Origin of the sequence: Arthrobacter cavernae (assembly GCF_017368795.1) — a bacterium.
Lineage (GTDB): Bacteria > Actinomycetota > Actinomycetes > Actinomycetales > Micrococcaceae > Arthrobacter > Arthrobacter cavernae.
This window is the reverse complement of the sequence record NZ_JAFNLL010000004.1, coordinates 97,914-119,901: the sequence shown is the minus strand read 5'-3', so window position 1 is coordinate 119,901 and position 21,988 is coordinate 97,914. Positions and strand designations below refer to the sequence as shown.

General features: G+C 65.1%; 16 protein-coding genes. 5 read left to right on the top strand and 11 right to left on the bottom strand.

What is annotated here, in order from left to right:
• Positions 1-21: 21 nt before the first annotated feature.
• The 3 genes from J1902_RS02380 to J1902_RS02370 are packed head-to-tail and all read right to left on the bottom strand — an operon-like array spanning position 22 to position 6,886.
• A complete protein-coding gene (locus tag J1902_RS02380; RefSeq protein ID WP_207614662.1) occupies positions 22-4,875 on the bottom strand; it encodes an NAD-glutamate dehydrogenase in 4,854 nt (1,617 codons plus the stop codon).
• A 56-nt stretch (positions 4,876-4,931) separates the two neighbouring features.
• The gene (locus J1902_RS02375) at positions 4,932-6,245 is read right to left on the bottom strand and encodes a CpaE/TadZ family protein (protein ID WP_207614661.1); all 1,314 of its coding nucleotides are present in this window, start codon (positions 6,243-6,245) and stop codon (positions 4,932-4,934) included.
• Complete coding sequence (locus J1902_RS02370; RefSeq protein ID WP_207614660.1) at positions 6,242-6,886, bottom strand: SAF domain-containing protein; 645 nt, start codon at positions 6,884-6,886, stop codon at positions 6,242-6,244. The genes J1902_RS02375 and J1902_RS02370 overlap by 4 nt, the downstream gene beginning before the upstream one ends.
• A 155-nt stretch (positions 6,887-7,041) precedes the next feature.
• Here J1902_RS02370 and J1902_RS02365 point away from each other — a divergent pair, with 155 nt between their 5' ends.
• Positions 7,042-7,257, top strand: coding sequence for a helix-turn-helix domain-containing protein (locus J1902_RS02365; protein ID WP_207614659.1), 216 nt, complete (start codon positions 7,042-7,044; stop codon positions 7,255-7,257).
• 26 nt (positions 7,258-7,283) lie between these two features.
• Here J1902_RS02365 and J1902_RS02360 read toward each other — a convergent pair whose 3' ends face one another.
• Positions 7,284-7,856, bottom strand: a complete 573-nt coding sequence (locus J1902_RS02360; RefSeq protein WP_207614658.1) for a hypothetical protein — start codon at positions 7,854-7,856, stop codon at positions 7,284-7,286.
• 148 nt (positions 7,857-8,004) lie between these two features.
• On the opposite strand from J1902_RS02360, the gene J1902_RS02355 reads away from it, so the two are divergent.
• The gene (locus tag J1902_RS02355) at positions 8,005-8,769 is read left to right on the top strand and encodes a LysM peptidoglycan-binding domain-containing protein (RefSeq protein WP_207614657.1); all 765 of its coding nucleotides are present in this window, start codon (positions 8,005-8,007) and stop codon (positions 8,767-8,769) included.
• Between the two features lie 31 nt (positions 8,770-8,800).
• Positions 8,801-9,202, top strand: a complete 402-nt coding sequence (locus J1902_RS02350) for an Rv3235 family protein (protein WP_242701508.1) — start codon at positions 8,801-8,803, stop codon at positions 9,200-9,202.
• A 96-nt stretch (positions 9,203-9,298) separates the two neighbouring features.
• Here J1902_RS02350 and secA read toward each other — a convergent pair whose 3' ends face one another.
• From secA to mtrA, 7 genes are all read right to left on the bottom strand, one after another.
• Entirely contained in the window at positions 9,299-12,040 is a 2,742-nt protein-coding gene (gene secA, locus J1902_RS02345) for a preprotein translocase subunit SecA (protein ID WP_207614656.1), read from the bottom strand.
• Positions 12,041-12,173: 133 nt separating this feature from the next.
• Positions 12,174-13,424, bottom strand: coding sequence for a winged helix-turn-helix domain-containing protein (locus J1902_RS02340; RefSeq protein WP_207614655.1), 1,251 nt, complete (start codon positions 13,422-13,424; stop codon positions 12,174-12,176).
• A 32-nt stretch (positions 13,425-13,456) separates the two neighbouring features.
• The gene (gene hpf, locus J1902_RS02335) at positions 13,457-14,182 is read right to left on the bottom strand and encodes a ribosome hibernation-promoting factor, HPF/YfiA family (protein ID WP_207614654.1); all 726 of its coding nucleotides are present in this window, start codon (positions 14,180-14,182) and stop codon (positions 13,457-13,459) included.
• A gap of 134 nt (positions 14,183-14,316) precedes the next feature.
• Positions 14,317-15,114: a ComF family protein gene (locus J1902_RS02330; protein WP_307794348.1), complete on the bottom strand. Its 798-nt coding sequence runs from the start codon at positions 15,112-15,114 to the stop codon at positions 14,317-14,319.
• 380 nt (positions 15,115-15,494) lie between these two features.
• On the bottom strand, positions 15,495-17,183 hold the full coding sequence (locus J1902_RS02325; protein WP_372434334.1) for an LpqB family beta-propeller domain-containing protein: 1,689 nt from the start codon (positions 17,181-17,183) through the stop codon (positions 15,495-15,497).
• A gap of 29 nt (positions 17,184-17,212) precedes the next feature.
• Positions 17,213-18,979, bottom strand: coding sequence for an MtrAB system histidine kinase MtrB (mtrB, locus tag J1902_RS02320; RefSeq protein ID WP_242701531.1), 1,767 nt, complete (start codon positions 18,977-18,979; stop codon positions 17,213-17,215).
• 142 nt (positions 18,980-19,121) lie between these two features.
• The gene (gene mtrA, locus J1902_RS02315; RefSeq protein ID WP_090818324.1) at positions 19,122-19,796 is read right to left on the bottom strand and encodes an MtrAB system response regulator MtrA; all 675 of its coding nucleotides are present in this window, start codon (positions 19,794-19,796) and stop codon (positions 19,122-19,124) included.
• A gap of 248 nt (positions 19,797-20,044) precedes the next feature.
• Here mtrA and J1902_RS02310 point away from each other — a divergent pair, with 248 nt between their 5' ends.
• Both J1902_RS02310 and J1902_RS02305 read left to right on the top strand, forming a co-directional pair.
• Positions 20,045-21,319 carry a DUF7847 domain-containing protein gene (locus tag J1902_RS02310; protein ID WP_307794347.1) on the top strand — a complete coding sequence of 425 codons (1,275 nt, stop codon included), beginning with the start codon at positions 20,045-20,047 and terminating at the stop codon, positions 21,317-21,319.
• Entirely contained in the window at positions 21,316-21,987 is a 672-nt protein-coding gene (locus J1902_RS02305) for a DUF4129 domain-containing protein (RefSeq protein ID WP_207614650.1), read from the top strand. The genes J1902_RS02310 and J1902_RS02305 overlap by 4 nt, the downstream gene beginning before the upstream one ends.
• Position 21,988: the final 1 nt, after the last annotated feature.

Below are 21,988 nucleotides of genomic sequence, written 5' to 3'. Positions count from 1 at the left end.
TTGCGACGCCGGGCTTGTCCCCTAGCGTCGAACGATTGACCTCAAGAGCCTCAATGCTACCGACAGGGAGGCCATGTCGTCCGCTTCGAGGGAATTGACCTCGTCAAACATGCTCTTCGCGCGTCCCAGCTGTTCCGCATTCTGGGCTTCCCAGGAGCTCAGCCGCTCCTCGGCAAAGGCGCCGGACGCCGTCGACTCCAGGACCGACGTCGTGATGTCCGCAACAGTGGAGTAGAGGTCATCACGGAGCGCCGCGCGGGCCAGGGCCTGCCAGCGGTCCGCCCGGGGCAGTGCGCTGATCCGCTCCAGCAGGGAGTCCACATGGAAGCGGTTGAAGACCGTGTAGTAGACATGGGCGACGTCGTCCCCCCGGTTGCTGCCGGACTCCGTGATCCTGGCGATGTCCAGGAGGACAAAGCTCTCGAAGAGCTCGGCCCAGCGGTGCGCCAGTGTCTCCGGCAGTTCCCAGCTGTGCGCTTTCTCGAGCAGGCCGGAAATCCGGACCTTGTCGTCGCCGCGCAGGTAGTCCAGCAGACGGGCCCGCATGGGTTCCATGAGCGGTTTGAACTGCTGCACGACGTCGGCAATCGACTGGGAGGGCGTGCCCTGTCCCAGCAGCCATCGGACCGCGCGGTCCAGCAGGCGCCGGATGTCGAGGTGGACTTCACTCCAGTGCTCGGTGGGGAACGATGCCGGCAAAGCATTCAGCTCAGCAATCATGGAATCGAGGTCGTAGATCTCCCGCAGCGCCACAAACGCCTTGGCGACGGCAACCTCGTTGGCGGAAGTCTCCTCCATGGCACGGAAGGCGAAGGTGATGCCGCCCATGTTGATCATGTCGTTCGCAACCACCGTGGCGATGATCTCCCGGCGCAACGGGTGGGTGTCCAGTTCGGCGTCGAATTTCTCGCGAAGCTGCTTCGGGAAGTAGGCGCGGATCGTCTGACGGAACCACGGGTCGTCGGCGAGATCGCTGTCGCGCAGGGCGGAGCTGAGCTCGATCTTGGCGTAGGCCGCCAGGACCGCCAGCTCCGGGGACGTCAGCCCCTGGCCCTGTTCCAGCCGCTCGCGCAGCGTGTCCGTGGTGGGCAGCGCTTCCAGCTCGCGTTTGAGGTCGGCGGAGCGCTCAAGCCAGTCCATGAGGCGCTCGTAGCTCGGGCTCCACTCGGCCACGCGGGTGCGGTCGTTGAGCAGGAGGATGTTCTGGTCGATGTTGTCCTCGAGCACCAGACGGCCCACTTCGTCCGTCATGTCTGCGAGGAACGCGGCACGGTCGGCGGCCTCCAGCTTGCCGGCCGCCACCATCCGGTCCACGAAGATCTTGATGTTGACTTCATGGTCCGAGCAGTCCACGCCGGCGGAGTTGTCGATGGCATCCGTGTTCAGGATGACGCCCTGGAGGGCGGCTTCGATGCGGCCCCGCTGCGTCAGGCCCAGGTTGCCGCCCTCGCCGACCACCTTGACCCGCAGTTCACGGCCGTCGACGCGGATGGCGTCGTTGGCCTTGTCCCCCACCCGGGCATGCGTTTCGGTGCTTGCCTTGATGTACGTGCCGATGCCGCCGTTGTAGAGCAAGTCGGCAGGTGCCAGCAGGATGGCCCGGAGCAGTTCGGGCGGGCTGAGCTGGGTGGTGCCGTCCGGCAGGCCCAGTGCGGCGCGGACCTGCGCCGAGATCGGGATCACCTTGGCCTGGCGCGGGTAGACGCCGCCGCCGGCGCTGATGAGAGCCTTGTCGTAGTCCTCCCACGACGAGCGCGGGAGTTCGAACAGCCGCTGCCGCTCGCCGAATGAGGCCGCGGCATCCGGCGTCGGATCCAGGAAGATGTGGCGGTGGTCAAAGGCCGCCACCAGGCGGATGTGCCGTGAAAGCAGCATGCCGTTGCCGAAAACGTCGCCGGACATGTCCCCGACGCCCACTACGGTGAATTCTTCGGACTGGGTATCAAGGTCCAGCTCGCTGAAGTGGCGCTTGACCGATTCCCAGGCGCCGCGGGCCGTGATGCCCATGGCCTTGTGGTCGTAGCCGACCGAGCCGCCGGAGGCGAAGGCGTCACCCAGCCAGAAGCCGTATTCCGCGGCGAGGCCGTTGGCGGTATCCGAGAATGTCGCCGTGCCCTTGTCGGCAGCGACAACGAGGTAGGAGTCGTCCCCGTCGTGGCGGACGACGTCCGACGGCGGCACGAGCTGTTCGCCGTCGGCCGTGGTCACGAGGTTGTCCGTGACATCCAGCAGGCCGCGGATGAAGGTCTTGTAGCTTTCGATGCCCTCGGCCATCCAGGCCGCACGGTCGACCGCCGGGTTGGGCAGGCGCTTCGCAAAGAAGCCGCCCTTGGCCCCCGTGGGGACGATCACCGCGTTCTTCACCGTCTGGGCCTTGACCAGGCCGAGGATTTCGGTGCGGAAGTCTTCACGCCGGTCCGACCAGCGCAGACCGCCGCGGGCCACCTTGCCGAAGCGCAGGTGGACGCCTTCAACGCGTGGCGAGTAGACCCAGATCTCGAACATCGGCCGCGGGAACGGCAGGCCTTCAATCATGGTGGGGCTGAGCTTGAAGCTGACGTAGGGCTTGCCCTGGAAGTAGTTGGTGCGCAGGGTGGCTTCGATCAGGTTGATGAAGGTCCGCAGCACACGGTCGGCGTCGAGCGTGGCGACCTCTTCGATGGCTTCAGCCAGCACCGCGCGGGCTTCGGCCTGGCGGGCAGGACGCTGCGCTTCGTCCACGGCAGGATCGAAGCGGGCTGCGAAGAAGGCGCTGAGGCCGCGGGTGACGTCAGCGTTCGCCAGCAGGGTGTCTGCCATGAACTCGAAGGAGTTGGTGTTCCCCATCTGCCGCATGTACTTGGCGTAGGCACGCAGGACCACCACTTGGCGCCAGTGCATGCCTTCGCGCAGGACCAGCCGGTCGAAGCTGTCGGACTCCACCGCACCCGTGATGGCTGCACCGAAGGAATCTGCCAGCAGTTCTCCGGTTGCAACGGCGTCGATGCCTGCCGGGTACTTCAAGCCCAGGTCATAGAGGAAGAAGTCGCGTTGGTCGGCGGTTTCGATCTCGAAGGGGCGCTCATCCAGGACTTCCAGGCCAAGGTTGTGGAAATACGGCAGGATCTGGCTGAGGCTCTTGGGTTCCATCAGGTAGAGCTTGACGCGTGCATCCTCTTCCAGCGATTCCCCGGCACCGGCCGGGAGGTACACGTGCACGCCCGGGCGGACCTGGCCGGCACCGGCCATTCGCTCAGCGGTGGCGCCGTACGTTTCGAACCGTTCGATGTCCTCGAGCGCGTCCTCCACCTCGTAGTCCACGCGGTAGCCCGCGGGGAAAGCTTCGGCCCACAACGCCGACAGTGCCTCGGCGTCGTCCGCTGCCCGGTTGCCACGAAGCACCCCGGCTATGCCTTCGCCCCAAGAGCGCGAGGCCCTCACGAGCCGGAGTTCCAGCTCCTCGGCGTTTACCTCGGCCAGTTCGGCGGTCCGGGGAAGGCGGATGCGGAAGAACACACGGGCCAGTGCGGATTCGGTGATCCGTGCCTCGTAGTCGATGCTTTCAGCTTGGAAGGTCTCGCGCAGTTCCTGCTCAATGCGCAGCCTGACGCTGGTGGTGTACCGGTCACGCGGCAGGTAGACGACGGCGGACATGAAGCGGCCATAGATGTCCGGGCGCAGGAAGAGCTTGGTCCGGCGGCGTTCCTGCAGCCGCTGGATGCCGGTGGCGGTGGCGGCAAGATCCGGTACTTCGATCTGGAACAGTTCGTCGCGGGGGTAGGTCTCCAGGATGCCGAGGAGGTCCTTGCCGGAGTGCGAGTCACGCGGGAATCCCGCATTGCGCAGGACGGAGTCGACCTTCTCGCGGACGATCGGGATGCTGCGCACCGATCCGGTGTAGGCGCTCGTGGCGAAGAGGCCGATGAAGCGGCGCTCACCGTTGACATTGCCCGCGGAGTCAAAGCTCTTCACGCCGATGTAGTCAAGGTATGCCGGGCGGTGCACTGTGGAGCGGGAGTTGGCTTTGGTGATGACCAGCGCGCGCTTCTCGCGGGCACGCTTCCGGCCGGCGTCGGTCAGGTGCTGGATCTGGCGGGTGTCGTCGCCGGCACGCAGCAGACCCAGGCCGCTGTCCTCGCGCAGCTCAAGTACGTCTTCGCCGTCCTCGTTGACGAGGTCGTACTCGCGGTAGCCAAGGAAGGTGAAGTTGCCGTTGTCGAGCCAGCGCAGGAGGTCCTGGGCCTGCCGCAGTTCGGCGATCTGCTCGGGGTGCGTGACTGTCGCCAGCGACGCGGCAAGTTCAAGGGCCTTGCTGCGCATCTTGGGCCAGTCCTCGACTGAGACAGCGACGTCGCCCAGGACGCGCCGGAGCCCGGTGATGAGCTGTCCACGCACCTCGTCACTGACGCGGTCGATCTCGACGGCGATCCATGACTCCATGTGCGAGACGTTGTCGCCCTGCCCCACAAGATGGGAGACGACCGGCAGCGCCGCAGTGTCGCCGCTGGAAAGTCCGATGTTGGAAGGGACCCGGGAGATTCCGGTGACGTCCCCGCTGCTCCGGTCCCGGGTAACGATGAACAGGGGGTGCATGACGAGGCGGATGGCGCAGTTCTGCCGCACCAGTTCGGCATTCACGGAATCCACGAGGAACGGCATGTCGTCGGTAACGATGTACAGGACGCTGCGGTCCTTCTCGTGGACGATTTCGATGGTGGCGTGCCCTGGCCGGCGGGACGTGGCGATCTCCCGGTGCTGGGCAGCCCGTGAGGTCAGAACTTCAGGTGAGTACGCCCGGGAGTCCTCCTCCGCCAGATGTTCGTAGTAGTCTCCGAAGAATCCTTCACGGACAACTGTTGACTTGGACTGATCCTCCACGCTGGATCCTGACGACATCGACAAACGCCTCCATACACGTTGATTGCTGCGACTTTGCAGCCCACATGGCGAGCCTAACGCTTAAGGAGGCGCATCGCCCTGGAAGAAAGTACAGAGGATTTGCGATTTTGCTGGACAGGTGCACAGACCAGGTCCGCGATGGCACGACGGAGTGCAGAAGCGGGCGCTGCCTCAAACAAAACGGAGCCCGACAGCAGCGCGGCATCGCAAGCGTCAAAATCAGCCGGAAGGTAGGCATCCACCGCCGTACCCGGGCCATAGCGGTCCCAGGCATCCGCCAGCTGGCGTTCCGGCAACCGCCCTGCGGACGAAGGCCTGACCTTGTTCAGGACCACCCGTGGCGACGCCTGCGGAACCGCCAGCTCAAGTTCAGCCAGCGCACGGACGAGACGGGGAACGCCGATTGCGTCCGCGGAGCCCACGGCGTAGACAGTATCTGCAACTTCCAGGCTTCGAAGGGTTGCAGCGTTTCGCCGCGGCGCCATGGTGTCGAAGCTGAGCTCCTCGTCCGCTTCGAGGCAGAAGCCCGCGTCCACGACGACGACGTCGGCTATCTCACGGGCCCGTTCCAGCACCGAGGAGAGCGCGGCAGCCCGGAGCTCTGTCCAGCGGTCGGCGCGCGATATGCCAGTGAGGACCCGGAATTCGCCGGCCTTGGTGAACACCGGCGTCGCAATCCTTTTCAAAGCCGCGGTGTCCAACAGCCCCTGGTCGGCGAGCCGGCAAGCCTGTGCCAGTCCTGCGGATTCATCGAGGAGGCCCAGGACTGCTGCGATGCTTGCCCCGTAGCTGTCCGCATCCACGAGCAGCACGGACTTCCCCTCAGCCGCGAGTTCAGCGGCGATGTTGGTGGCTACAAGTGTCCGCCCAGGAGCTCCCGTGGGACCCCAGACGGCGATGATCTGGCCCTGGCCGGCAGGCACCGGCTCAGATTCCCCGACGGCCGGGATCTGCTGCATTTCAGCCGCCGTGTCAGCGAAACCGGTGTTCCGATGGTGGGCGTGCCCGGGATTCCGCCCGGAGAGCAGGTCCACGGCATCGGAAATCCTCGAAGCCAGGGCTGGGGGGTCGATGCCGCGAAGGGCCGGCACTACGCCAATGCCGCGTAGCCTGGATGCTTCCTCAGCGTCATCGGTCAAGGCCACTATGGATACGCCGACGGCTGCGAGCCGGTCCACCAAGGAGGCCGTGAGTTCTTCACTTCCTTCGGCGATGACTGCGGCCCTCGCCAGACCGCTCTGGCACGCGGCCAGAAGCTCTGTCAGTTCACCGCATCGCCGAACTACCGTGACCGGGCCGTGGAGCCGCTCCAGGCCACCGACGAGATCTTCCTGCGATTGCCCGACCGTAACGACGGGGATGCTCATTTGCCGGTCCCGGAGGGGTTCCACACGACAGAGACCTTGGCCTTGTTTGCCAGGGCTCCCAGCAGTTTGGGCATCTGCTCGTCCGTGACAAGGACCAGCACCACAGTCGTCTTGGACGCGCCGAGCGCCGTCGACCCTTCAGTGATCTGGGCGATCTCAGCGCCTGGCAGAAGCAGGCGGGGTTCCGCGAAGGCGTTGCGTGCATCCGGCAGGGCAACCCACACGTCCACGCGGGATCCCTCTACTGCCTGGGCCGGCAGGGATTCCTCCAAGGAAATGGCAACCGGCTTGCGGTCAAGGGCATCTGCGGAGCCGAGGCTGTCCCGGGGCACCAACTGGTTCTTGGCAATCCGCTGTATGGCCACCTGGCCGTCGGCCAGGCCGGACTCAACCGTCACGTAGCCGGATTCGACGTCGTCCAGCCGGACCTTGACCACCGCAAGGTCCAGCTCGGTCACCTTTTGGCCCACAGCAATCGCTTCGCGCGCGGCGTAGACCTGGATGGTCCGGTCCGCCGTTCCGACAATCGCGGTCACTCCAGCCACGGATGCCAGCACGAGCAGTACCCCAACAAGGAGCCGGGGGTCTTTCCATGATGGTTTCTTGAGTCGCGCCGCCGCGGCCGTTGTGCTCAGACTCATGCTTGCTGCTCCCCAATCTGCTTGGCTCCGGCCACTGACCGGCAGGACCCCTCATTCTTACGTCAAAGCCGCCGAGCGCAAAAGTCAGGAACGGCAAATGAAGTCAAACTGTGGATAACCGCAGCAAGTGGCCGTATCAGTGGCAAAATGGGGACATGCCCCGATTCCTGACTCTGGCGGATGTCGCCGAACAACTGCAGATCAACTCGCCGCAGGCATACGCCCTTGTCCGCAGTGGCGAACTCAAAGCCATCCAGATTGGCGGCCGGGGTCAGTGGCGTGTCGAAGAGAAGATGCTGGAGCAATACATCGAGGAACGGTACGCCGAGGCCAGCCGCATGATTGAAGAGGCGAAGTCCAAGACCTCATAGCCTCCGGCGGCTTGCCGGCCCCAAGGCTACATTCTCTCTGTACGAAGAGAGCGCAAGGCCGCGAGCGAAGCAAACGGCACCGTCATCACGGATGAGACGTTGCCGGCCCGTCGGACCTCACCGGGGGCGAGCACGGCCAGATCAAAATGGTCCCGGCCTACCCGGTCGATGACGCCGCCCAGCTGCTGCTCCCGGCCCGGCGCGGAGATCAAGTGCACGGCCAGTTCGACCCGGTCCCTGGCCAGGCCCCGCAACGCGCTGGCCAGGCCCAGTTTCACCTCCGTTTTGGAGCGCACGCCCTGCGCCAGCCTGCCCAGGCCCTGGTAGGAAGCGACCGCGGCAAACGGAACCAGCCACTGATGCATGCCCTCGTTGAGGACCAGCCATTCGCTGCCCACATGGGCCAGTCCGCCACGGACCAAGGTTCCTGAACCCAGCACGACGCCGATCTGGCTGCCTGCAGATCCACGGAGCCGGTCGCTCAGTTCAACGCCGGCGGTCTCAATCCGCGCCCGCTCGGAAATCTCCGTTTCATGCCCCAAGCGGTTTTCCGCCGCAAATTGTGCTTCCAGATCGTCAAACAGGGCATCCCATCGCATGGCGCCAGCGTAGGCGCGCTCCTCCTGCCGGTCAATTCAGTGAAGAGATTGTCAAAGCTCTAGACAAATCATGAATGGTATGTTCAAAATGAACCATCAGTCATCAAACAACATCAAATTGCATCAAAATCTAGGAAGGGGTACTGAAATGGAAGAGACCGCAAGAACTGCCCGGCATGACGCGATCCTTGCGGCCGCCATTTTGGCCCTTGGGATGGTGCTCCTGGGGACAGGCCGGATCCTGGCAGTTCGCTGGGCTTCCTCTGCTGCCCGCCGCCAGCTGTTCCTGTTTGAAGATCTGCTGGGGATTGTCGTTACGGCCGCCGGGCTGGGGGTGGTGGCCTGGTGGCTTCTTTCGCTCCTGTTGGCACTCGTTTCCGCCGCACTGCAAAAGACCGGGAGGATCCGCCCGGCCGCGGCCACCGCGAAGTTCAGTCCGGCCTTTATGCGGCGACTGGCCGTAGCTCTGTTGGGAATCAACCTGCTCGGGATCCCCTTGGCCAACGCCTCAAGCGGGCCGCTGGAGGCGGCGTGGCACTCGACGTCGGGACAGTCGTTTTCAGCCCCAGTGGCCGCGCAGTGGGCAGCCGGCCGTATTGAAACGTCTTCGGACGCCGGGTCCGGCACGGTCCAACCACGCTGGCAGCCCCGGGAGCCTGTCCCGGATCCGGGTCCGCTCGGCGTCCGCGCGCCGCGCGCAGGCCAGGGAGCGACCCACAATGGGGGCGAAGTCGTGGTGGCTGCCGGCGACTCCCTTTGGTCCATTGCGGCCCGGCAACTGGGCCCGATGGCCAGCGACATGGACATCGCCCTGCACTGGCCCAAATGGTATGCCGTCAACCGCGCCCTCATCGGCGAAAACCCCGGGGCACTACTGCCTGGGCAGATCCTTCAGCCACCCGCCACAACCTGACCATCCATCCACAAGCACCCGAGGAATAGCCATGAACGCAGTATCAGCAATCCGAGCGGCGAACGGTACCGTGCGTCCTGCAGTCCCACCGACAACCGACATCCATGCCATCGCCCGAGGCCTGGCGCAGGCGGCGATCGAGGTTCTTGCAGGCACCCGCCCCGTCCAGCAACTGTCCCGTTCCCTGGACCCGCACTGCCTTAGTTCACTGCAGCATCGTGCGGCGCTCACCCGGGTGCATGCCGCCCGCTCCCGCAACGGACAGAGGCTCCACCGCAGTCCGGTTGTCCGATCCGTGCATGCATGTGCCATCACGGAAAGCATCTACGAAACCACACTGGTTGTTGCCGAGGAGAACAGGTCCCGGGCCGTCGCCATGCGGCTGGAGCGCAGCGACGAAGCATGGAAGGTGACAGCGCTGGAGATCGGTTGAAGAGGCTCCCAACGGCCACGCCAGACAATGCATAAGGAGAGGAACCGGACATTGGTCCGGTTCCTCTCCTTATGCATCATGAATGTTTCAGGCCGCTCAGCGTCGCTTCTTCTTCGCGGCCTTGCGCTGGTCCTGCGCGGCCGCCTTGGCCGGATTGCCCGAGCGGCCCGAAGAACGGCCCTCAACGCGCGTCTGGCTGGCGCCGTCCTCACCCGGCGCCGTGTACTGCAGCTGGGCCGGCTTTTCCGGGGCCTGCAGTCCTGCCGCCCGGATCTGCGGCTCGTGGTGTTCGGTGTGGGTGCCCGCAGGAGTATCGTCCGCAACCACAACGTCCTCGGCCGGGGTAACTTCCACCTCAAGGTTGTAGAGGAAGCCGATGCTTTCTTCTCGGATGGCTTCCATCATGCTCTGGAACATCGTGAAGCCTTCACGCTGGTACTCCACCAACGGGTCGCGCTGGGCCATGGCACGCAGGCCGATGCCTTCCTTGAGATAGTCCATCTCGTAGAGGTGTTCCTGCCATTTACGTCCGAGAACCGAGAGCACAACCCGGCGTTCAAGTTCACGCATGCTTTCCGAACCAATGGCCTCCTCGCGGGCCTGGTACACCAGGCGGGCGTCGGACAGCAGTTCGGTCTTGAGGAAGTCGACGGTGAGACGTGATTTGCCACCGGCTTCGTCGATGATTTCCTGGGCCGTCACCGTGACCGGGTACAGCGTCTTCAAGTTGGACCAAAGCTGGTTGAAGTCCCAGTCATCGCCTGTGCCCTCGGATGTCGCCGAGTCAATGAGCGAGTTGATGGTGTCCTCAAGGAAGTACTGGACCTTCTCGTGGAGGTCGTCGCCTTCGAGGATGCGCCGGCGGTCGCCATAGATGGCTTCACGCTGGCGGTTCAGGACGTCGTCGTACTTCAGGACGTTCTTGCGCTGTTCTGCGTTGCGGCCCTCCACCTGGCCCTGGGCCGAGGCGATGGCACGCGAAACGAGCTTTGACTCAAGAGCCACGTCGTCGGGCACGGAGCTGTTCATGAGACGCTCCGCCCCGCCCGAGTTGAAAAGGCGCATCAGGTCATCCGTCAACGACAGGTAGAAACGTGACTCACCGGGGTCGCCCTGGCGTCCGGAACGTCCCCGGAGCTGGTTGTCGATGCGGCGGGACTCGTGCCGTTCGGTGCCCAGCACGTAGAGTCCGCCGAGATTCAGGACTTCCTCGTGCTCGTCCTTGACGGCCTGCTTGGCGGCTTCCATCGCAGCCGGCCAGGCAGCCTCGTACTCCTCAGAGTTATCTTCCGGATCCAGGCTCCGCTTGGCCAGTTCGGCAATGGCCGTGAATTCGGCGTTGCCGCCCAGCATGATGTCGGTACCGCGGCCGGCCATGTTGGTGGCCACGGTGACGGCGCCCTTGCGGCCGGCCTGGGCCACGATGGCAGCTTCCCGCGCGTGGTTCTTGGCATTGAGGACTTCGTGGCGGATGCCCTCCTTGGCGAGCAGGCCGGAAAGGTATTCGCTCTTCTCCACGCTGGTGGTGCCGACAAGGACAGGCTGCCCGGCCTCGTGGCGTTCTGCGATGTCCCTGACCACGGCCTCGAACTTGACGATTTCGTTCTTGTAGACGAGGTCAGACTGGTCGATGCGCTGCATGTCCCGGTTGGTGGGGATCGGCACGACACCCAGCTTGTAGGTGCTCATGAACTCGGCGGCCTCGGTCTCGGCCGTGCCCGTCATGCCGGCAAGCTTGTTGTACATGCGGAAGTAGTTCTGCAGCGTCACGGTGGCGAGCGTCTGGTTCTCGGCCTTGATCTCGACGTTTTCCTTGGCCTCGATGGCCTGGTGCATGCCTTCGTTGTAGCGGCGGCCCGCCAGGATGCGGCCGGTGTGTTCGTCGACAATCAGCACTTCGCCGTCGAGGATGACGTAGTCCTTGTCGCGCTTGAACAGTTCCTTGGCCTTGATGGCGTTGTTGAGGAAGCCGATGAGCGGGGTGTTGGCCGATTCATAGAGGTTCTGGATGCCAAGGTAGTCCTCGACCTTCTCAATGCCGGCCTCCAGCACGCCAACCGTGCGCTTCTTTTCGTCTACCTCATAGTCCTTGTCCGGCTGCAGGCGCAGGACGACCTTGGCGAACTCGCTGTACCAGCGGTTGGTGTCGCCCTGGGCAGGACCGGAAATGATCAGTGGCGTACGGGCCTCATCGATGAGGATGGAGTCGACTTCATCGACGATCGCAAAGTTGTGGCCGCGCTGGACAAGCTCGTTCTTGTCCCAGGCCATGTTGTCGCGGAGGTAATCGAAGCCGAACTCGTTGTTGGTTCCGTAGGTGATATCCGCCGCATACTGCTGGCGGCGCACCGAGGGATCCTGATTGGACAGGATGCAGCCGCTGCTCAGGCCCAGGAAGCGGTAGACGCGGCCCATGAGCTCGGACTGGTAATCGGCGAGGTAGTCGTTGACCGTGACAACGTGCACGCCTTTGCCGGTCAGCGCGTTCAGATAGGCCGGGGCTGTGGCGACGAGTGTCTTTCCTTCACCAGTTTTCATTTCGGCGATATTGCCCAGGTGCAGGGCCGCGCCGCCCATGAGCTGGACGTCGAAATGGCGCATGCCCAAGGTGCGTGAGGAGGCTTCCCGGACGGCCGCGAAGGCTTCGGGCAGCAGTTCCTCGAGCATTTCGCCGTCCTGGTGGCGGGCGCGGAGCCTGTCCGTTTCCTCGCGCAGTTCGGCGTCGGAGAACGTCTTGAAGGAGTCTTCCAGGGCATTGATGGAATCGGCATAGTTCCGCAGTTGCTTCAAGGTTTTCTTGTCGCCAGTGCGGAGAAGTTTTTCGATAATTGATGCCACGTGAAATTGCTCCCAGTCTCAAGCTGCCGAATTCTGGCGGTTTCAGTCTACGGGAGAGACGAAGGCCACGCTGCGTGGTTCCCCTGAGAGCGGACTGGCGGGTTCCTGGCCGGCCGCACGGACGGCGGAGAGCTCAAAACCGGGCGGTTTCCTCTGCGAGCGCCATCGCCAGGTCACCTTCCGGTGAGACCACAACGTCGCCGAGTCCCAGCCAATCGGCCATGAGCCTCAGTTCGGCGGCAAGCTCGACGGCGGTGTCCGCCGGAGCGTCCGGCTCACCGTGCGCCGCGCGCACCAGCAGCTGCCCGGCGGCGCGGTCGGCCTTCAGGTCCACCCGTGCCACGATGCCTTCGCGAAGGAGGAACGGCAACACGTAGTACCCGAAGCGCCTTTTGGCCGCCGGGGTGTAGATCTCGATCCTGTAGTGGAATCCAAACAGTTCCTCCAAACGCCGCCGTTCGAAGACCAGCGGGTCGAAGGGGCTGAGCAGGGCCCTTCCCGTGGCTGCCCGGGGCAGCCTGGCGCTGGCGTGACGGTACAGCGGCCGGTCCCACCCCCGTACCGTCACTGCTTCCAGGCGACCGGTGTCGATGAGCCGCCGGACAGCGGGGGCCGCCGCTTTCGCTGGGGTCCGGAAATAGTCCGCAAAGCAGCGGACGGTGCCGATGCCGTGGGCCTCGGCGGCGGCATCAATGAGCCGGTCCATGGCTGCCGACGCGGCGTCCAGGCCCGCGTCCAGGCCGGTGTCCGGGCCCGTTTCGGGACTGGCGTCCGTGGCGGACGGCTGCGGTAGAATCCGCGACGTCAGCGTATAACGGCGTTCGAACTGTTCGGTCCGCGAAGCCGCCGTCACGAGCCCTTGCTCAAAAAGGTGTTCCAGGACCCTCTTGACGATGTTCCAGTTCCAGCCCCAGTTGTCGAGTTGCTTGTCTTCCTCGTGGCCCAGATGGGCGGTGAGCTCAGTAGCGGTCATGGGCCGAACCGCGGCCAGGGCAGCCAGGATCCGGCGTGCCATGACTTCCCGAACGTCCGGATCCATATTGTGGGCTCCCACCCACGTACGGTTCTGCCACAGGACCAAGTCCTGGAAATGCTGGGGGCGGATGTAGCTGGCCTCGTGAGCCCAGTACTCCATCATCCGGCGGGGGCTGCGGCCGGCCATGGCGTGAAGGATGGAGCGGTCGTAGTTTCCGAGCCGGGAAAAGAAAGGGAGGTAGTGGCTCCGGGACAGGACGTTGACGGAGTCGATCTGGACCAGCTGCATCCTGGCAAAGATACGGCCCACCGCCCGTGGGGTCACGGGGCCGGCGGGCCGTTCCTTTTCCAGTCCTTGGGCTGCCAATGCGATCCGCCGTGCCTGAGACAGACTCAGCGAAGCGGTCATGCCAGTCCTTTCATCGGAGGTTCATGGTCAGCCTATGCGGTGGCTGCCTCATCGTCCGAACGGTATGCGTGGATCTTTTCTTCCACGGCGTCCTCCCCCGGTTCGCAGGTGGCGTCAAGGGTGATCACACCGTAAGTCCAGCCACGACGGCGGTAGACCACCGACGGCGTGTTGGTTGCCTTGTCCATGAACAGGTAGAAGTTGTGTCCCACCAGTTCCATGTTGTCCACTGCGTCATCAAGAGTGAGGGACGCCGCGGGGAAGACCTTGCGCCGGATCAGGACGGGGGAATCGCCTGCAGGGATGTCGTTCTCAATGTCGTAGGGCGAAGCTTCCGCTGGTGGCGTCGTTGGCTCCTGGTGGTTGCCGGCTGCTACGTAGATGGGTTCGCTCGTGCTTGCGGGCTCGAGGGTGGCCGTTGCTTCACGGACCGCCTTGGGCGTGTGCCGCCCGTGGTGCACCTTCTTCCTGTCCTTTGCCCGGCGGAGTCTCTCGAGCAGCTTGTTGTACGCCAGATCGAAGGCGGCAAACTTGTCAGCGGCACTGGCCTCTGCACGGATTACGGGGCCGCGGCCCAGGACTGTCACTTCAACGGTGAGCTGGCCCGGAGTCTGGCGTGGATTAGTCTCCTTGGAAACCTTGGCGTCGACGCGCTGGACCTTGTCCCCGAGCGATTCAATCTTCGAGATTTTCTCGCCGGCGTATTCGCGAAAGCGGTCAGAAACGGTCAGATTTCGTCCGCTGATCATGAACTCCATGGTGCCCTCCAAACTACTCAGGTGACACGACAGCGACGTTGATTGGGGGCTCATCTGACTGACAGTCGAGCCCCTTTCCGAGCCGCTATCGACAGGTACATCTGTTCTTGGTACCCATAACCGACGTTAGTTCATCACCACGGGTAATTCACCCTTTCGTCACTTAAATTTTGTTTGAGTCGTCCGCGCTGTGGTGGCGCCCCGGCCGCGGAGTCTTCCCCGTGGGCCGGCGGCCGGGCAGCGGCGAGCACCACCGCCCCGCAAACGATTCCGCCCGCTGCCTCCACGGCGCGGGCTGCCTCGGCGAGTGTGGCTCCGGTGGTGAGGACGTCGTCGATGATGAGGCACTGCTGTCCCTGCAGACGGCGGGAGATGCGTCCTTGCCGCACGCGCATGGATCCTCGGACGCGGCGGGCCCGCTCGCCCTGCCCGAGTCCCTTCTGCCCTCCCCCTGAGCCTGGGCCGGACCGCCCAAGCACGGCCTCCGCCCATCTGGCGGGCAGTTTGCGCAGGAAACCGAAAGATCCGGGGGCAAAGGCCGGAGGCACTTTGGAAAGGGCATCGAGGATGTCGGTACCGGGAAGCGCCCGGCGGCGGCGCAGGGACCCCAGCAACAAGTGCACAGGGCTGAACCCGCGACGACGGAAGGCCGCCCCGCTCGTGGGCACGGGCACGAGGCAGAAACCCTGCCGGCCTCCGGTGGCAGCAGACACGGCATTCGCCATGCAGACGGCCAGGGCTCCGGCCAGCCGGCCCTGGCCATGATGCTTGAACGAAAGCACGGCCTGTGCGAGCTCGTCCCGGTACGGCCCGGCAGCCACCACCGGCAGGAGAACGGAACCATCGAGGCCGACCAGGGACGGCGCCTGGGCCTCGGCACGGAAGGGTTGCCGGCACAAGGCGCGGAGCCGCCGCGCGCACGAGGAACACAAGACCGTGTCCTCCACGCCACAGCAGACGCAGTCCACGGGTACCAGAAGTGCCCCAAGGTCCTTCACTGCACCGCCGGCCGCCTGTGCAAAGCGAAGGGCACGAGCCGCGTGGATTCCCCGGTGCCCAGCAGCAGCGGGGTCCCGGGCCAGAAGATCCGGGTCCCGCGCCCGGTTTTGAACCCCGGCCCGGTTTTGAGCCGGCGCCCGGTTTTGAATCCTGTCCCCGGGCGCGGACCGTACGCCGGGGCGCCTGCCGGACCCGCCGTCGTCGTAGTTCATGCTTCCAGCATCCGTGGCCGCCACGGCACGCAAAACCGCGGATCGCGACTATGTGCAAAACAGCCGTGGAAAACAGCCGTGTGGATAAACAGCCGGACAGACTAGCCGGGGAACGCGGGTTCCGCCGGCCCCTTGAGCTGCAGCTCCCAGCCGTTGCCGACCCGTTGGAAAACGCCCTCGGCGGACTGTCCGAAGATTTCCTCTGCCCCGTTGCCAGCGCTGAGCGTGGTCAGTCCTTCCCAGGGTGCCAGCTCCTGCGGCTCCCCGGACGTCAGGGACAAAAGCTCCGGCACCACCATGCCCGTGGCGGACGCGCGCACTACGGCCACTGTGATTCCGTTCACCCAGACGCCCTGGTCCGGCGAGGTGCTGCTCAGCAGGGTCACGGGCGCGGTGAGGTCCTTGGGGGCGCCGTCGGCATTCCTGACGATTCCCGTGATCTGCACGGACGTCTTGCCGTTGAGCTCCGAGATGACCAGCGCCCGGGCACCGTCCCGGGACACCCGGAAATCCTTCACCGTCCGCCCGGTGAGCCATGGCGGTGCAATGTTCACCGTTGGCACGGCCATCCCCTGGGCTATGCCGGATGGACGGAACGCCACGACCTCGGCGACGCCGTTTGCGCCCGGCCCCGCCGTCCACACCCAGTCCTGGATGCTGAAGGAAGGGCGGGTGAGGATGCTTCGGGTAGTGAGCTGGCGGGCCGGCTGGCCGGGCAGGATCGAATACAGGCTGGTGCGGTCGCCGTTGAGGAAGGCGACTGCCTGCGACACCGGCGATTCGGCCGGCGTCCGCGGGCCAAGACCCGCAACGGGCTGCATGTCCGGAACGGGCGACAGCCGGTTGTTCTCGTACCGTACAAGTTCATTGTTACTCACGGCGATCTGGCGCGAGGGCACGCTCTTGTCCAGGACAGGGGGCAGCACAGAGCCGTTGTCCTCCACCCTGACAAGATCCTGGTCGGCACGCAGCTGCACGTTGATGACATTCGGCTGACCGCGGAAGGTCAGCGCCAGCTGGTTCTGCATGCGCTGACGGTCCTCCGCCGAGGCCTCGAGGAGCTCCTTGGCCGAGAGGTCCACCTGGGCCGAACCTGAGACCACGGGCACTGATTCGCGGGCCAGCTTCATGCCCGAAGGGAACGCACTGACGACGGCGCCGCGCAAGTATGGGGCCGGCCCCGCCAGCAGCGCACTGGTCATTGATTTGACGGTCTTCTTCTTGATGAACCAGCGGACATCCGGCACGGCATAGCTGAAGCTTGGGTCGTAGAAATAGATGGGATGGGCACCGTAGATGACCTTGAAGGTCTCCTCCGGGATGGCCGTCCCGTCCGGGACCTTGGCGATCCGCCACTCCCCCTCGACCTCGTTCACCGTCACCGGAATGATTTCCTTGGTGCCGGCCGGAAACTGCGTGGCGACGCCGTCGGCATCCACGGCATAGGCAAGATCGAGTTCGAAGCTGTACTCGTTCTCGACGCCGGTCTTGACGACCTGCGCGGAACGGAAGACCAGCGCCCGGTTGTCCGGCTTCCAGGTCACGGACTGTGCCTGTGTAAGGTACTGGCGGGCCACGGCGTAATCGTCCTCGTAGCCGCTTCCTGCGCTGTAAAAGTCCTCGATGACGCTCTCCTGGCTGGCACCGCTGCGGGGTGGTGCGGGGAAGAAGACCGGTGCATTGTTGGGATTGCCGCCGCCGCCGTCCTTGCTCTTCCCCACCGGGCCGGACCGTGGAATCTGGGCGCACGACGTCAGGGCGAGCAGAAGGATGGCGAGAACCGCCACCACGGTCCGGATGCGGGAGAAACGTGCCGTGTTCAAGAGGGACCTCCGCTGTTCGGCGCGGTGCTGCTCGGCTCGGCGGTGCTCGGGGCTGCCGGCTCGGCCCCCAGGACCAGCATCTGCCGTTCCGGGGCGGCTCCGGGCAGCTCAATGTCGGCAGGTTCCAGCTGCAGCGGCGATTTCAGGATGGTCCCTCCCTGTTTGAGCGGCAGCGTCAGGCGGAAATTGGATCCGGAGCCCTTGCGGCCCCAGGCCTGCAGCCAGCCGCCATGGAGTTTGGTGTCCTCCGCCGCGATGGACAGCCCCAGTCCGCTGCCGCCCGTGGTCCGGGCACGGGCAGGATCGGCCCGCCAGAAACGGTCGAAGACCCGGGCGGCCTCGGCCTGGCTCATGCCGATGCCGTGGTCCCGGACGGAGATGGCAACGGCATCGTGGTTGGCCGCGACGGAGACGTTGACCGGTTTTCCGTCACCGTGTTCCAGGGCGTTGAGCAGCAGGTTCCGCAGGATGCGGTCGATCCGGCGCGAATCCATTTCGACGATGATGCTCTTCTGCCGGGTGTTCAGCCTGACCTCCGAGCCGTATTCGGCGGCAACAGGCGACGCTCCTTCGATCACGTGGCCGACCACCTGGAAGATGTCCTGCGGTTCGGCATCAAGCACCGCTGCGCCGGCGTCGAAACGGGAAATTTCCAGAAGGTCCGAGAGCAGGGACTGGAAACGCTCCACCTGGTTGTAGAGAAGTTCCGCCGAGCGCTTGTTCATGGGGTCGAAGTCGCCGCGGGCGTCGTAGAGGACTTCCGCGGCCATCCGCACCGTGGTGAGCGGCGTCCGCAGCTCGTGGGAGACATCGGAGACAAAGCGCTGCTGCATTTGCGAGAGCGTGGCGAGCTGCGTGATCTGCTCCTGCAGGCTGGCGGCCATGTGGTTGAAGGAGGCTCCCAGCCTGGCCACCTCGTCCTCGCCCTTGACCACCATGCGTTCCTGGAGCTGCCCGGCGGCGAGCTTTTCGGACACGACAGCGGCATGGCTCACGGGACTGACCACGTTCCTGGTCACATACCAGGCGATGGCACCGATCATCAGGACCAGTGCCACGCCGCCGGTCCACAGCACGTTCTGGATCTCGTCGAGCGTCTGTTGGGCAGTGTTGAGGTCGTAGATAAGGTACAGCTCGTAGACGGTTCCGTTGAAGTCGACCTTGTTCCCGACGGCGATGCCGGGCCGGTCCTCATTGCCCACAGGGAATTCGGTGGAGGCCCAGTATTGGTCCGTTCCCGATTCCTGCACGGCCTTGCGCAGCTCCGGCGGGATGACCCTGACCGTCAGCTGGTCGGAGGCGCGCGACTCCACCCAGCGGTTGCGGGGCTTGGTCTGCTCCGGCATCGCTTCGAAGACATAGCGGCGTTGGATGACGTCGCCGCGGCCCTCCACGGCGTTCAGCGTGTCGTAGACCAGGGTGATGACACTGGACTGATCGGTGACCTGGGCGCCGTTGAAGGTGTCCTGCACCTGCTTGACGTTGTAGCTGGATTCGGACTCGGCCTGCGCCAGTCGCTCCTGGAACAGGTTGTTCGCGATCTGGTTGGACAGGTATGCCCCGACCACGGCGAACGAGGTGATGGCGAGCACCAGTGTCATGAGGACGGTCCGGAACTCCAGTGAACGGCGCCAGCGCCGCAGCAAGGAATGGCGCAGGAAGCGGAGCCCCGGACGGATCTGGCGGACGCCGGTCACCACGAGCCGGGAAACACGCAGCGCCAAGATGAGTCCGCGGCGGATCCAGATCCGGGCCCTGGACATCAGCCAGGGCAGGTTCAGCGCATGCGCGTCAGTGTGTTCCGGCGCGACGTGGCCCGGCTCCCCGGCCTGGGGCGCCGCGTGTCCGGACGTGGCGAGTCCGGCGTCGGACCGGTCCGGACCGCCGGGCTTGCCGGCAGTGGGCTCAGGAACCTGCTTTATAGCCGACACCGCGCACCGTCAGGACGACTTCGGGCGCTTCCGGATCGCGTTCAATCTTGGAGCGCAGACGCTGGACATGGACGTTGACCAGGCGAGTATCGGCCGCGTGGCGGTACCCCCAGACCTGTTCGAGCAACAACTCACGGGTGAAGACCTGCCAGGGCTTCCGGGCCAGGGCCACCAGCAGGTCGAACTCCAGCGGGGTCAGCGAAATACGCTCGCCGCCGCGGGTCACCAGGTGGCCGGCGACGTCGATGGTCACGTCCGCGATGCGCAGTGTTTCCGGGGCCTTCTGATCCCCGGGACGCAGCCGCGCGCGGACCCGTGCGACGAGTTCGGCGGGCTTGAAAGGCTTGGGGACATAGTCGTCGGCACCGGATTCCAGGCCCCTGACGACGTCGGAGGTGTCCGACTTTGCCGTGAGCATGACGATGGGGACATCCGATTCCCCGCGGATCTGCCTGCACACCTCGATCCCGTCAGAACCGGGCAGCATGAGATCGAGCAGCACGAGGTCCGGCTTGGACGAACGGAAGATCTCCAGCGCCTGGCCGCCGTCCGCGCAGAACACCGGCTCAAAACCATCATTGCGCAGGACGATGCCGATCATCTCAGCCAGCGCTTCGTCGTCGTCTACTACCAGAATCCGTGCCTTCATAGTTACATATTCCCTTATCAACAGGGCTTTGTCCCGTTGCCGGAGGTGCCCGGCATGGCGTCGCCCCGTCGCCCGCCGGGCAGGCCGCGCTCCGGTACGGCCGGGGTCCCGGCCGTGTCGAGGCCGGGGCCGCCCGCGGACAGTGCCGGGGCTATGAGGCACGACGGCGGAACTATAGGCTGGGGGCGAGGGTCGATTTTCTTGGGGGCGTCGATTGCCGGCGGACCGGACCTCGTGGGGAGGAAAACGTGTCATATCCAGAGCCTGGCAAGCCGCCGGAGCCTTGGCAGCAGCCTGTGTGGGGCGCCCAGCCGCAGTGGGGTGGACAGCCGCCGCAGCGGGGCCAACAGCCGCAATGGGGCGGGCAGCAGCCTGGATGGCCCCAGCAGCCCTGGGGCGGGGCTCCGGACCCACGCTGGCCGTCAGGCGGCGGCCACTACCCCCACCCGGCGTACATTGCACCCCCGAAACCTGGGATCGTCCCCCTTCGCCCGCTCCTTTTCGGGGAGATCCTGGACGGCTCGTTCCAGACCATCCGGCGCAATGCCGCGCCGATGTTTGGCTCGGCGCTGATCTTCCAAGTCATCAGCACCGGACTGGTGGGGGTCATCAGCATGATGACACTCGGACTTGCGGGCAGGATCCCGTACATGGATCCGGAATCCATGGATGAACTCCTTGGACCCCTGCTCGGAATCGTCATGGCAGGTCTGGGGGCGGCGGTGTTGTCGGCTTTCCTTGGATCGGTGCTGCAGGGTGTGATGGTGGTCCCGGTCTCTCGGTCCGTCCTCAACCGGCGCACAGGATTCAAACAGATGTGGACACTCACCGGCTCCCGGATCTGGCCGTTGCTTGGTGTGGCCGCTCTGCTAACGTTCGGCAGCCTGCTCGCTGGCGCCGCGTTCGTTGGCTTGTCGGCGCTGCTGCTGGTAGCCCTCGGCCCCGCCGGCCTGGTTCTGGTCTTTCTCCTGGGCCTTGGCGTCCTGGTGGCCTTCCTCTGGATGGCCATGAGGCTCCTGGTGGCACCGGCCGTGGTTGTGGTCGAAGAAGCCGGCGTCTACGAAAGCCTCCTGCGTTCCTGGCGGCTGACCAAGAACAACTGGTGGCGGATCTTCGGCATCGTGGTGGTCATCGTCCTGATGATCGGGCTGATCTCCAACATCGTCCAGATCCCGCTCAGCCTCGCTGCAGGCGGCATCGCTTCCGTCGTCTCACCGCACGGAGGTGAAGAGGCGTTCACCTCCACGTCGATCATCCTGACGATTGTTTCGCTGGTAGTGACGGCACTGATCGGTGCCGTGGGCTTCGCCTACCAGTCCTCGGCAAACGCCCTGATCTACTTCGATCTGCGGATGCGCCGCGACGGCCTGGACGTGGAGCTGCTGCGTCTGCTGGAAAGCGGGGCCGAGGCTGACGGCATACCGGGCAGGCGCCCGTCCACGTCCAGCCGAGGCGCATCCTGGCCTAACGGCAATGGGTCGTGGCCCGGCACGCCGCCCGGGCAAGGGCACCCCACGGCATGATCTGCTCTTTGCTGGCTGCCACCGAACCACCCGTCACCCCGGACCGTGACGAAGCACGGCGATGGGCAATTGAGGAGTTGGCCAAGCCTCAGTATCCCGCCGCCCAGCCGAGCTGGCTCGACCAGCTGTGGCGCGATTTCCTGGACTGGCTGGCATCCCTTGACAGCGGCAATACAGGCCCGAACGGCGACATTGCCGTAGCGCTCTTCGGCGCCCTCGCTGTGGTCCTGGTCATCGTGGCCGTCATCCTGGTCCGCCCCCGCCTGAATGCCCGGCGGCGGACGGCCAAGGACGTTTTCGACGGCGAGCCCGCCCTCGACGCCGATGTTTACCGTAGCCGTGCCTCGGCAGCCGCCGGGCGCAGCGACTGGCAGACCGCCGTCGTCGAGCAGTTCCGTGCGCTGGTGCGTTCGGCCGAAGACCGCACCGTTATCGAAGCGCGGGCAGGCCGGACAGCGGACGAGGCCGCGGCCCAGCTGGGACAGGCCTTCGGCCCTGCCCGGCAACGGCTCGACTCCGCGGCCACGGTGTTCGATGCGGTGCGCTACGGCAAGGCGGGGGCTTCGGCCGCCGACTACGAGGCTGTTCGGAACCTGGACGCGGATCTGGAGGCGATGAAGCCTGCATTCGACGGGGACCACAGCGTCGGATTTGCGGTGCCCCTGTGAG